Origin of the sequence: Amycolatopsis alba DSM 44262 (genome assembly GCF_000384215.1) — a bacterium.
GTDB classification, from domain to species: domain Bacteria; phylum Actinomycetota; class Actinomycetes; order Mycobacteriales; family Pseudonocardiaceae; genus Amycolatopsis; species Amycolatopsis alba.
The window spans coordinates 5,262,701-5,274,813 of sequence record NZ_KB913032.1; the positions used below are offsets into that span (position 1 = coordinate 5,262,701).

6 protein-coding genes and 3 pseudogenes are annotated in these 12,113 nt (G+C 68.0%); 6 read left to right on the top strand and 3 right to left on the bottom strand.

What is annotated here, in order from left to right:
- Positions 1-8 precede the first annotated feature (8 nt).
- A pseudogene (locus AMYAL_RS46080) lies at positions 9-1,092 on the top strand (AAA family ATPase).
- Position 1,093: 1 nt separating this feature from the next.
- Positions 1,094-5,509, top strand: coding sequence for an FxSxx-COOH system tetratricopeptide repeat protein (gene fxsT / locus AMYAL_RS0125170; RefSeq protein WP_020634031.1), 4,416 nt, complete (start codon positions 1,094-1,096; stop codon positions 5,507-5,509).
- A 1-nt stretch (position 5,510) separates the two neighbouring features.
- Here fxsT and AMYAL_RS0125175 read toward each other — a convergent pair whose 3' ends face one another.
- The 3 genes from AMYAL_RS0125175 to AMYAL_RS0125185 are packed head-to-tail and all read right to left on the bottom strand — an operon-like array spanning position 5,511 to position 8,301.
- Positions 5,511-7,313: an HEXXH motif domain-containing protein gene (locus AMYAL_RS0125175; RefSeq protein ID WP_026467423.1), complete on the bottom strand. Its 1,803-nt coding sequence runs from the start codon at positions 7,311-7,313 to the stop codon at positions 5,511-5,513.
- Positions 7,313-7,528: a hypothetical protein gene (locus AMYAL_RS0125180; protein ID WP_020634033.1), complete on the bottom strand. Its 216-nt coding sequence runs from the start codon at positions 7,526-7,528 to the stop codon at positions 7,313-7,315. The genes AMYAL_RS0125175 and AMYAL_RS0125180 overlap by 1 nt, the downstream gene beginning before the upstream one ends.
- Before the next feature lie 59 nt (positions 7,529-7,587).
- Positions 7,588-8,301, bottom strand: a complete 714-nt coding sequence (locus tag AMYAL_RS0125185) for a Crp/Fnr family transcriptional regulator (protein ID WP_020634034.1) — start codon at positions 8,299-8,301, stop codon at positions 7,588-7,590.
- Between the two features lie 186 nt (positions 8,302-8,487).
- Between AMYAL_RS0125185 and AMYAL_RS0125190 the strand changes: the two genes are divergently transcribed.
- The 4 genes and pseudogenes from AMYAL_RS0125190 to AMYAL_RS46085 all read left to right on the top strand — a co-directional run bounded on the left by AMYAL_RS0125190 (position 8,488) and on the right by AMYAL_RS46085 (position 12,025).
- Complete coding sequence (locus AMYAL_RS0125190; RefSeq protein WP_020634035.1) at positions 8,488-8,898, top strand: hypothetical protein; 411 nt, start codon at positions 8,488-8,490, stop codon at positions 8,896-8,898.
- Between the two features lie 729 nt (positions 8,899-9,627).
- Positions 9,628-9,930: pseudogene (locus tag AMYAL_RS50830) on the top strand (alkaline phosphatase family protein); the annotation flags it as partial.
- Between the two features lie 115 nt (positions 9,931-10,045).
- Positions 10,046-10,150, top strand: a pseudogene (locus tag AMYAL_RS50835) (hypothetical protein); the annotation flags it as partial.
- 75 nt (positions 10,151-10,225) lie between these two features.
- Positions 10,226-12,025, top strand: a complete 1,800-nt coding sequence (locus AMYAL_RS46085) for an alkaline phosphatase family protein (RefSeq protein ID WP_020634037.1) — start codon at positions 10,226-10,228, stop codon at positions 12,023-12,025.
- Positions 12,026-12,113: the final 88 nt, after the last annotated feature.

A 12,113-nucleotide genomic window follows, 5' to 3' on the forward strand; every position in this document is an offset into this window, starting at 1 on the left:
TACCGCGGATGAGCGGGAACGATCAGGACGCGACCGTGGACGGCCGGACGCCCCCGGCCGATGTACCCGATTGGTGGATTTATCAGGGCACGGGCAGGCCGATTCACGACATCGACCTCGCGCAGCTCCTGCCCGCGCCGCCGCCTTGGCGTTCCTATCGTGGTGAGCCGCCACCGGAGAACGACGTGCCGCCGCCGGACGACGGGGAGGCGGAGCGTCATCTCGGCACCGCGTTCACGCTTTCCGAGTCCGACGCCGACGCCGACGAACTCAACATGATCAACGCTGCGCTGTATCTGCGGCGGCCGTTGCTGGTCACGGGGAATCCGGGAACCGGGAAGTCCAGTCTCGCGTACCGGATCGCCAGGGAACTGGGGCTGGGCAGGGTGCTGCGCTGGGCGATCACCAGTCACACCGCGCTGAGTTCCGGGTTGTACGGCTACGACGCGATCGGCCGGGTGCAGGCCGCGGCGACGACTCAGGCCCAGCGCGGCGGCGGGGCCGAGGAGCCGCCGATCGGGGATTTCGTCCGGCTCGGCCCGCTGGGCACCGCTTTCCTGCCCAGCAGGCTGCCGCGGGTGCTGTTGATCGACGAGCTGGACAAATCCGAGGCGGATCTGCCCAACGATCTGCTGTCGATCTTCGAAGACGGCGAATTCACCATCGAGGAATTGGCGCGGGTGCGCAATCGGCATCCCGAAGTCACCGTGCACACTGCGGATCCGCAGCGCGCGGCCGCCGTCCGTGACGGCCGGGTCGCCTGCAGCGCCTTCCCGATCGTCATCATGACCAGCAACGGGGAGCGGGAGTTCCCGCCCGCTTTCCTGCGCCGCTGTCTGCTAATTGCGGATCGAGAACCCGGACGAGGACCAGCTCGCGGCGATCGTGGCCAGTCATCTGGTCAGCGAGAACGGCGTACACCGGGACGAGCTCATCCGCGACTTCGCCGAACGGAGCAAGGCGGAAGGCGGTCTCCCCACCGACAGGCTGCTCGACGCCGCCTATCTCGCGACGTCGGGCGCGTACCGGCCGGATCAGGAGGCGTGGCCGCGGCTGGTGGACGCTCTCTGGCAACGACTGACGGTGCGGTGACATGGCCGGGCCGGGCGGTACCTCCGACGCGCGTTCCGCCCCGGCGGCGGAGCGGCGGAGAACCGGCCTTCCCCAGGGGAGCAAGCGGTTCGAGTTCGAGGACCTGAGCTGGATCGAGGTCGCGGACATCGTCTGGCTGGCCGCGGCCACCGCGCCGCGGCGCGCGAGCACCGATCCCGTTCGTGTCGAAGAGCCGGAGCCGCCTGCCGAGGAAACGCGGATGCGCAACGCGCTCCAGGACCGCGGGGAGATCCCGGAAGCTCCCGAGCCTCGGCATTCCACGGTGCGGGACGATTCGACGCCCGCCGAAGGCGGCGAAGAAGACGACGGCGGGGTCGTCGAGATCGAGGCCGTCCCCGGTGAGCTGCCCGAACCCGCGGTGGACGGCACCGGGCCGGGTGGAGTCGTCGTCCTCGAATCGCTGGCGTACTTCCGCGCACTGAGAACATTGAAACGGGAGAGAGCCGCACGGCGACTCAACAATGTGGCCCTGGACGAAGTGGCGACCGCCGTCCGGGCCGCGGAGACCGGACAGTGGTGGCCTGTCACCCGATCGAGGAAAGAGCGCTGGCTGGACCTGACGCTCGTCCTCGACAACGGTCCGTCGATGGCTTTGTGGCGGCCACGAGTGTCGGAGTTTGTCGAATTACTCCGGCAAGTGGGTGCTTTCCGCACCATTCAGGTCCGCCTGCTGGAAACCGCGAAGGACATCGATCACGAAGACCTCGTTCTCCGTGGTGGTACGTCCGGCGCGCCCGCACGTGACCCGGACGAGATCCTGGATTCGTCGGGACGACGCGTGGTATTGCTGCTGACCGACGGCGTCGGGGACGCCTGGCAAAAGAAAGACGCGCTGTACCCGATGCTGGCGCGCTGGGGCAGGAAGATGCCGGTCAGCATCGTGCACCTGCTTCCGCAATGGCTGTGGGGCAGGTGCGGCATGAGCCCGCATACGGCCCGGCTGAGGATCCCGAAGGTGTTGGCTCCCAACGGTCGCTGGATCTGCGACCTCGCGGACGCCTGGCTCGAACCCGGCTCGAAAGTGCCCGATCACGTCGTGCCGGTGCCGGTGCTGGAACTGCGGCCGCAGGCACTGGGATGGTGGGCCAGGCTGATGACCGGCGAAAACGATCCCGCCGTCGAAGGAACGGTCGTGCTCGCCACGGAACGGATTTCCCAGTCCGATTCCGATGACCCGCCGGTAACTTTGTCACCAGTCGAAAGAGTTCATCGATTCCGAAGTGTTGCGTCGCCGCCGGCGCTACGCTTGGCGCAGTTACTCGCGGCGGTACCGGTGCGTCTCGACGTCGCCAAGCTGGTGGGGCAGAGGTTCGTGCCGGAGGCAAGACTGGAGCACCTCCTCGAACTTTTGCTTTCGGGGATCATGTACGCTCCCGGACCCAGGGAGGGGAAGTCCACTTGGGACACAGGTGGGGTCTTCGCGTTTCCTCAGGCAGTCCGGGAATTGCTGCTCAGTGGCGCGCGTCGGTCGGAAACGGCCAAGGTCGTCCGGGTGGCCGCCACACATTTCGGTGGCCGGATTCCGCTTCTCGGTCACCTCCGAGACGCCATCGCCGACCCGAACAACACACCGGATCCTGTGCTCACCCTCGAGTCCTCGGCCGATGTGGAACTGGAGGGTGCGCTCATGCGCGCGCTTTCCGGCCCGTACCTGTCCAGGGCCGACCGGCTTCGGAACGCGGTACAAAACCCAGACCCCGTCGTACCCGTGTCTGAATCAATGCAGACATCCATAAAGACTGCGAGCCCCAAGATGCCTGAGACGGCCGAACGGCCACCTGCCCCGACACCTGTGCACCAGGGACGTTCGACCTATTTCAGTGAGTCCGAGGCGAACGAGCCGACGACCAGGATCGTCCACCCTGCGGCCGCGGACAGTTCCCGGACCTTCCCGTCCCGCCAGCCCGATGATCCGCCCTTGGTGTTCGGGAACGTCCCGCCACGCAATCCGAACTTCACCGGTCGCGACGCGCTGCTGGAGCAGCTCACCAAGCGGTTGAGCAGCGGTACCACCGCGGTGCTCCCCTCGGCGCTGCACGGTCTCGGCGGTATCGGCAAGACCCAGATGGCGACCGAGTACATCTACCGGCATCTGCAGGATTACGACCTCGTCTGGTGGATCGACGCCGCGCACACCACGCAGATCCGCGCGGGCCTCACCGAACTCGCCGGTCTCCTCGGCCTGCAAGGCGCGTCCGAGGCCAGCGTCGCGGTTCCCGCGGTGATCGAGGCGCTCCGGACCGGGCGCCCGTTCCGCCGCTGGCTGCTGGTCTTCGACGCCGCCGAGAGCCCGGAGGCCGTGCTGCCGTTCTTCCCGCGCAACGGTCCGGGCGAAATCCTGATCACCTCACGGAACTCCGATTGGGCGGGTATCGCGCGCCCGCTGGAACTCGCGGTGTTCAAACGCGAGGAAAGCGTCGAGCTGCTCGGCCGCCGCGGTCCCGAAATCGATCCGGCCGACGCCGACGAACTCGCCGAGAAGCTCGGCGATCTGCCGCTGGCCGTCGAGCAGGCCGCGGCCTGGCGCGCGGTGACCGGGATGCCGGTGCAGGAGTACCTGCGCCTGTTCGACGAGTCGGTCGAGGAAATCCTCGACACCGCCACGGCACCCGACAACGAGGTTTCCGTCGCCGCGGCGTGGAACGTTTCGTTCGAGGAGCTGAAGACCCGCAACCCGGCGGCCCACCAGATCCTGCACATCTGCGCTTTCTTCTCCCCGGAGCCGATTTCGCGTGATCTGCTGACCGGGGTCAGCCGGGTGTCGATCTCCCCGGAACTCGACGCCGCGCTGCGCGACCCGATCAAACTCGCCCGCGCCATCCGTGACATCAACCGATACGGCCTGGCGAAGATCGACCACGGCAACAACACCCTCCAGCTGCACCGCCTGGTCCAGCTGGTCCTGCGCAACCGGGTCATGGCCAGGCAGGTGCACGCGCGCATGCAGCACGGCGCCCACCAGTTGCTCGCCGCGCTGGACCCGAACGACCCCGAGTCCAGCAGGCACTGGTCTCGCTATCGCGAGTTGCTGCCGCACGCCTACGCGGCGAATGTGCTGAAGTGCGACGACGACTGGCCGCGTCAGCTCTACATCAACCTGATGCGTTACCTGTTCGAGTACGGCGACCACGAAGAGGCGGCACGGCTCGGCCTCGAGGCACGGGAGCAGCTCACCAAGAGGCTCGGCCCCACCCATCCGCAGACAGTCGAAGTGTCGTCGAGGCTGGGGCTCTACCTGTGGGCGATCGGCCGGTACTCCGAAGCGGCGGAGCTCAATCAGCGCACCCTCGCGTTGCGCCTGCAGATTTCCGGTGAAGAGAACGAAGAGACCTTCGCTCTCCAGCGGAACATCACGATCGATCTCCGGGCCCAGGGCGACTTCGCGGCCGCGACCAAACTGAGTGAAGAGATCTTTCACAAGGCCAGGCGCATGTTCGACGAAGACGACCCGGAGACGCTCAACGCCGCGTACCAGCACGCCATCAGCCTCCGGCTGGCCGGTGCCTACCGGGAGGCCGCGGAACTGGATCAGGACACCCTCCGTCGGCGGATCGAGGTTCTCGGCCGAGACCACGTCCGCACCTTCAGCGTCAACAGCGCGTTGAACGTGGACCGCCGCGAAGCGGGGGAGTACGGCCAGGCCAGGGTCCAGCAGGAAAGGCTCACGGAGAACTTTTGCGCCCGCTTCGGTGCGGACCAGCTGGACGCGGCGGGCAACAAATTCATTCTTTCGATCTGCAGGCGAAAGGACGGCGACCACCCTGGTGCGCTCAGCCTGTCCACGGAAGCCCTCAAGCGGTTCCGGCTCGCTTATGGTGACGACCACGCCACGACGATGGCCTGTGCTCTCGCTCATTCGATCGACCTCCGTCATTCAGGCGATCTGGCGGAGGCCCGCAAACTCGGTGAGGAAACGTTCGAGCGGTACCGCGGTGCCCTCGGCGAACATCATCCGCACACCCTCGCGGCCAGGGCCGACCTCGCGGTGACGTTGCGGCTCATGGGCGATCCCGCCGCCTCCCGTGTCCTCGACGAGCGGGCTCTCGAGCATTTCCGTGCCACCATCGGCCCGGATCACCCCTATGCGGTCGTCGCCACCATCAACCTGGCGAGTGATCTGGCCGCGCTGGGCGAATTCGAGCGGGCGATCGAACTGGGCAGGGACGCGGTCGAGCGTGGCAAGCAGGTGCTCGGGGAAGACCACCCCACGGTCCTCGCGGCGGCTTTCAACCTCGGGCTGGATCTGGCCGCGCTCGGCCGGGACGAGGAGTCCGCGCCGTTCCGCGATCCGATCCTGGTGAAATACCGCAAGGTTCTCGGCGAGGCCCACCCCGGAACGCAGGCGGCGGGGCGCGGCGCCCGTGCCGACTGTGACATCGACCCGATGCTGATGTAGGTCAGTCCGGCACGAGTTGGCCGATCCACGAGGCGAGCTGTTCCACGGTCGGTGGCCGGGGGACGGCTCTCAGCCGACGATGCACCGCCCGGACGAGTTCGGGGCAGTGCAGCAGGGCACGGGCGGCGGGATGGGGGCCTCGCGCGCCGAGCGCGAGGCCCAGCCCGACCAACGAGGCGGGCCGGTCCGGATCCACGGCGAGTTCTCGCCGGTAGCCGTTGACGGCTTCGAGGAAGTCACCGCCGGAGTAGGCGCGATCCGCGGTGGTGGCATCGGGTACCACCGATGGCATGGGCGTTTCCCCGACCGCCAGCCGGACCAGGTCCGCCCTGGCCTGGGACCAGCTTCCGTCGGGTACCGGCGTCGGAGGAAGGTCGGTGGCGTCGAGGGTGGCGGGTGGCCTCGGCCGTCCGCCGAGCCAGGCGGCCGCCAGCTCGGCGACCACGGAAGGGTCCGGGCGAAGGTGGCGGACGCGCCAGCCCGCGAGGTGATCCTGGCGGGCGGCCGTGGCCAGCGCGCTCGCCTCGGCCGGTATGGGCTCGTCTCGCCAGGGGCCCAGGCGTTCGACGATGTTGTCGAGGAATCGCCGCCCGGCGACGGTCAGGGACGAGTCTGTTCGCAGGACCCGCAGGGTGTGCCACGTCTGTTCGCGCCAGTACGCGAATTCGAAACCGGAGCGCCGGGGAAACCGGCCTGCCTGATGCAACGCACGCCAGAACGCGGTGACACCGAAGAAGGCATACACGCCCTGGAGTGCGCCAGACAAGGGTCGAGGATCATCCCGCCAGGCGACGTAGATCCGTTCCCGCGGATCCGGCTCGTACAACTCGACGAGGTGCAGCAGACCGCCGAGCACGATGTGCTGGAACTCGTGGATCAAGGTCTCGGCCAGCGACGCGCCGTCGGCGGGCAGCCCGACCACGGCGCTGCCGAACGCCTCCCCGGTCGACGCGCTGGGATTCCGGAAGAGCACACGGGGTTTCGGGACGAGCGAGGCCAAGCCCACCGGCATGATCCTGGCCAGCCCCGGCAGATGCGCGGCGATCAGACGGCAGGCCTCGTCGATCAGCCGTTGCCAATCCGCCAGGTCCTTGCCCGGCACCCTTTCCGGCGGGACAGGCTCGTAGAGCCCGCGATAGGGATCGAGGTCGTCCAGTGACAACGAGAACCGGTGCGCGCCGACCTGGCTCCGCACCCGCCGGAGTCCCCACCAGCCGGGAGCGTCGGAGCCGGGCGGGCTCGGCAGGCGGACCGTCGTTTCGTCGTGCGACACGGAGTACCGGCCGTTCGCGCCTCGCACGACGACCGCGGAAAACGGATCGGCGCCGGGAAATCTGGCCATCCCCAGCGAAGGAAGGATGGCGTTTCCGTGCCAGGCAGGGACGGCGGTTTCGAAATCCAGTTCCGCCCGGATCGCCGCGGAAGCCGCGATCGCGTGCGCGTGCCCCAGGTGCATCCACAAAGGACCGATACCGTCGATTCCGTTGCGCATCAGGCGGGTTGTGTAGCCCGCCCAGCTGCCGGTGTACGGATTGGTGAGCATCCGGTTCACGGCGCGGGGTGCCCTTGCTTCTGCACGTGCGAGGAGTTCCCACGCGGATTCCAACGGCGGCAAGGGCCCCTCGTGGCCGGGCGTCTTCGTAGCCTCTGTCAGCAACGCGTGGATCAGCAGTTTGCGTCTGCTCCGCTCGGCCCGTCTCAGACGGCGGGCCATGTCCTCCTCGCCGTCGAGGCGGGCGAGTGCGTCGAAGTCCCGCCACGACAAGCGATGGAACGCGGGGCGGGACCCGGCTGATGGCGGCATCAGTCGATCCGTTCGCCACCCGCGGTGCCGGCACTTCTGTAGCGGGCGCGGACATGGGTGGTGCGTTCGACGACGTGGTGCGCCGAATGGCGGAAGGCTGCGCTGTCCAGCTCCCGTAACGCGCTGAAAGAGACGTCGTCGAGATCGATCAACGCCGATTCGATGTCCGGCTCCGTGCTTACCGAGAAAGAACTCATCGTGCCGATTCCCTCCACCCCGTGAAACGGTTGCGAGAGTTGAACCTCGACAAGGATAGCCGAGATTCCGTGTTCGATCAGGCTTCTTCGGCCGGTGGCTCCCGTCCGGCGGCCAATTCGCGGAGCGCGCGAGGACGGGTGATGGTCACGCGCTGGCGTGCCGTGCGCACCACTCCCAGGCGCCGGAGCTCTTCGAGGCCCCGGATCAGCGTGCTGCGCGAGACACGCGCGAACCCCGCCAATTCCCCTTGGTTGAAATGGAGAACGACCTGTTTCCCGTCCGTCCAGTCGGGGGAATGCTGCAGTACCAGTTCCAGGAGTACCGCGGCGAGGCGTTGCGGGAAATCCGGTCCGCCGGACTCGAGGCGCAGCCGATCGGACTGGTGCAGCCGGATGGCCGCGGTACGGAAGATCTCCTCGGCGATCCGTGGCCGGTCGCGCAGCACACCGAGGAATTTGTCCCTCGGCACGACGAGGGTGTGCACTTCGTCGATCGCCGACATCGTGGCTGTCCGGGGGAGTCCGCTGAGCGGGGCCAGCTCGCCCACGATTTCCGCCGGGCCGCGGGCGGCGAGCGGGGCGTCCTCGCCGCGATAGTTGGTGGCGCTGATCTTCACCCAGCCGTGCAGGACGACGAATATGCTGGTGGGCGGACTGCCCTGGAGGGCGAGGACCTGGCCGGGTCGCCACACCTTCAGATGTCCTGCGCTCCGGAGAGCGGACTGCTCCGCGGGGGTCAGCCGCCGCCAGGTGCCGAAGTCCCCGTGCTCACCCGTGGCGGGACCGGTCATCCTTGCCCTCCGGCTCCGCGGAAGCCGGTTCGCCGCTGTGTTCCATATGACGCATCAGCCACTCCCCCGACTCGTCACCATGGTCAGTGGGCAGAACGACCCGGAAAGTTTCGAACCGCAACCGGTAATTGTGCCAGGCAAGAGGTGACTTCACCAGGCCTCGGGCCGGCGACGGGGGAGGGTGTCATGCGCAGTGCCGAAAGTGTCCTGGGACGACCGAAGGATCACCGCCACGTTCCCGCCGAGGAGAATCCCCGCACGCCCAAGGCGGTGGGGCGAAGACCGGCCTTCTTCGCGCCGCACCCGCCGCTGATGTCCGGCGGGTGGTATCAGGGTGCCGAGCACGAGGTCCTCGGCCCAGGGCGGTATCCGGTTCCCCGCCCGCCCGCCAAATCGGTGAAGGCCGCGTTGCGGTGGGTTCTCTTCTTGGGGCCCTTGGGGTTCTGTTACGTGTCACCCGTCGGCGGGCTGGTCGCGACGGCGGCGTCGGTCACCGCGATCACCTTCGGGGGAGCCGCGCTGGTGGTCGTGATCTGGCCGGTCGTGATGGTGCTCGCGGTGGCCGCTTTGTCCGGGAGGTCCGAGAACGGGAAATAAAAGACGTCCGGCCGGTTTCGGGCCGGGTGAACCGGGTGGGGGCCGCTCGAGGGAGGCGGTCCCCACCACGGCTTGGTTGAAGTCCGTGAAGGCTTCCTTGAGGGACTCAGAGTCCCTCAAGGAAGCCTTCACGGACTTGGGCTGGCTGGACCGGCCGCGCACCGCCGGTTTCCCGCTTCCCGCCCCCCGCTGACGTTGCGAAAGTGGCTTTCGCAACGTTGAAGGTTGCGAAAGTGGCTTTCGCAACGCCGCGCACCGCCGCCGGAACGCCGCGCACCGCCGCCGGACAGCGTCGGTACAGGGGGTCGTGAGTGGTAAGTGTCGTGAAGGCGCCGTCGTCGGGGTTGGTGAGGGGCTCCTTGAGGGACTCAGAGTCCCTCAAGGAGGCCTTCACGGACTTGGGCTGGGGGCAGCCGCAGGCGGACGCCGGGCGCGGGCCATCCGAAAGTCGCGTTCTGTTGCTCCGATCATGCAGCGCGAGGGCGGAACCCTTGAACCGTGCAGGCTCCTATGTTTCGATCTGCTCGCTAGTCACATCAAAGGTGCAGTTTCGAACACATTCGAGCGGGTTCAACGCAATTTCTGGAGGGTTCCGTGCGCCGTCGTACCCTGCTGAAAGCCGCTGGCGCGGCTTCCGCCTTCACCTTGCTGCCGGAAAGTGTCCGGCAGGCGCTCGCCGCCGACGCGCCGACGGGCGGGCTCGACGTCATCGAGCATGTCGTGGTCTTCATGCAGGAGAACCGGTCGTTCGACCACTATCTGGGGACGCTGCGCGGCGTACGGGGCTTCAACGACCCTGCGGCGATCAAGCTGCCTTCGGGAGCGTCGGTCTTCCAGCAGCCCGACGGCGCGGGCACCCTTCTTCCCTACGCGATCGACGACCAGTTCATGGCCGACGTCGACCACAGCTGGTCCGGCGGGCACCGGGCGTGGAACAAGGGACGGCACGACGCGTGGCGCGCGGCCAAGGGGGTCCGCTCGCTGACCTATCACACGCGCTCGGCCTTGCGGTTCTACCACGAGCTCGCCGACGCGTTCACCGTCTGCGACGCCTACCACTGCTCGGAAATGGGGCCCACCAACCCGAACCGGCTTTTACCTGTTCACCGGCAAACTCGGTTACGAGCCGGACGGCAAGACCCGCGCGATCGGCAACGACGCCTGGCAGAACCCAGGGCACACCGGGTACACCTGGAAGACTTACGCCGAGCGCCTCCAGGCGGCGGGCCGCAGCTGGCGGGTCTATCAGGAATGGGACAATTACGGCGACAATTCGCTGGACTATTTCAGCAGTTTCCTCGCCGTCGGCACCAAGGCGCTGTCGAAGGTGAAGGACTCCGCCGGCAAGGCCTTCCCGAAGCTGGAGTACTTCTACTACGCCTTGGATTCGGCCTCGGCCGCCGAACGGACCCGGCTGCTCGACGGGCTGGCGGCCGGGGTGGCGACCCTGACCGCGGCCGAGCGTGCCCTGTACGACCGGGGGCTGGACAGGGTCGCGCCGAAACAGTTGCTGAACGCTTTCAAGGCCGACGTCGACGCGGGCAGGCTGCCGTCGGTGTCCTGGATCGTCGCGCCGGAATCGCAGACCGAGCATCCGGCCTGGGGTCCCAACACCGGCGCCGACCTGGTCAAGTCGATCCTCGACACGATCGCTTCCCGGCCGGGGGTGTGGAACAAGACGCTGTTCCTGCTGACCTACGACGAGGACGGCGGCTTCTTCGACCACGTGCCGCCGCCGTCGCCGCCCGCTTCCGACGACGAAGGCAAGAGTTCCGTCGCCACGACCGACGAATTCGTCTCCGGCGAGCCGATCGGGCTGGGCGTGCGGGTGCCGATGTTCGTCATCTCGCCGTGGAGCCGCGGCGGGAAGGTGTGCTCGGAGGTCTTCGACCACACCTCCGTGCTGCGGTTCCTGGAACGGTGGAGTGGCGTCGCCGAAGCGAACATCTCGCCGTGGCGGCGCACCGTGTGCGGAGACCTGACGTCGGCGCTGGACACCACGGCGCCGAGCGCCACCTATCCGGCGCTGACGAAGCCGGTGCTGACGACCGGGCCGTGGAACACCCAGCCACAGCCGCCTTCCGTGCAGAAGCCGCCCGTGCCGGAGACCGGGGTCCGGACGGCGCGCCCATTGCCCTATCAGCTGACGGCGTCGGGGCGGGTGACGGCGGAACGGTTCTGGATCGACTTCGCCAACACCGGATCCGCAGGCGCGCATTTCTACGTCTACGCCAACGCGCACCGGACCGACGGGCCGTGGCGCTACACGGTCGGTACCGGGGCCACGCTCTCGGACTACTGGCAGGTCGGTTCCCCGGACGGGGCGTACGACCTCACCGCGCACGGCCCCAACGGTTTCCTGCGGCGGTTCGCGGGAAACCGGGTCACCGCGACCACCGGCGGCAAACCGAATCCGGAAGTCGTGCTGCGGCCCGGTTCCGGTGTCGTGTACCTGAAGATGACCAACACCGGCGCCGCTTGCGAGCTGACCGTGCGCACCGGGAACCGGGGCGGCGGGCCGTGGACGTACTCGGTCGCTTCCGGCGCGACGGTCGAGGACTGGTTCAGTACCGAAGGCGGTATGAGCGGCTGGTACGACCTGACCGCGCAGGGGCCGGACGGCTTCCTTCGCCGTTTCGCGGGCCATGTCGAGACAGGCGCCGAGACCATCAGCGACCCGGTCATGGGCTCCGGGCCGCTCGCCGCCACCGTCCGCTCGGCCGACAGCCAGGAGACCTCGGGCGAATCCGGCGCGGCCGCGAACGCCGTCGACGGCAATCCCGCCACCCATTGGCACACCAAGTGGTCCTGCGGGGAGGACCCACTGCCCCACGAGCTTCAGCTCGACCTGGGAGCGGCCCGGACCGTCACCGGGTTGGACTACCTGCCGCGCCAGGACGGTTCGGACCATGGCCGCGTCGGCGGCTACGAGGTCTACCTGAGCGCCGACGGTTCGGCCTGGGGGAGTCCTGTCGCCGCGGGCGTCTTCCCCGACGACGCCGCGCGGAAGACCCTCCGGTTCTGGCCTGCCCGTGCCCGCTACGTGCGGTTCCGCGCGCTCACCGAGGCGGGCGGACGCGGGCCGTGGACGTCGGCGGCGGAGGTCGTCCCGCTCGGCTGGGCGTGACCGAACGGGCAGATTTCACTGTCCTAAGGGGAAAGATGCGTGACAGCCGTCGAGGTTGCTTTTGTGAGAGCAGCGTCATTGTGACGCA

Excerpts from the sequence above, each read along its gene's own strand:
- fxsT (WP_020634031.1), top strand. The coding sequence starts at position 1,094 with ATGGCCGGGCCGGGCGGTACCTCCGACGCGCGTTCCGCCCCGGCGGCG.
- AMYAL_RS0125175 (WP_026467423.1), bottom strand. The coding sequence starts at position 7,313 with ATGCCGCCATCAGCCGGGTCCCGCCCCGCGTTCCATCGCTTGTCGTGG.
- AMYAL_RS0125185 (WP_020634034.1), bottom strand. The coding sequence starts at position 8,301 with ATGACCGGTCCCGCCACGGGTGAGCACGGGGACTTCGGCACCTGGCGG.
- AMYAL_RS0125190 (WP_020634035.1), top strand. The coding sequence starts at position 8,488 with ATGCGCAGTGCCGAAAGTGTCCTGGGACGACCGAAGGATCACCGCCAC.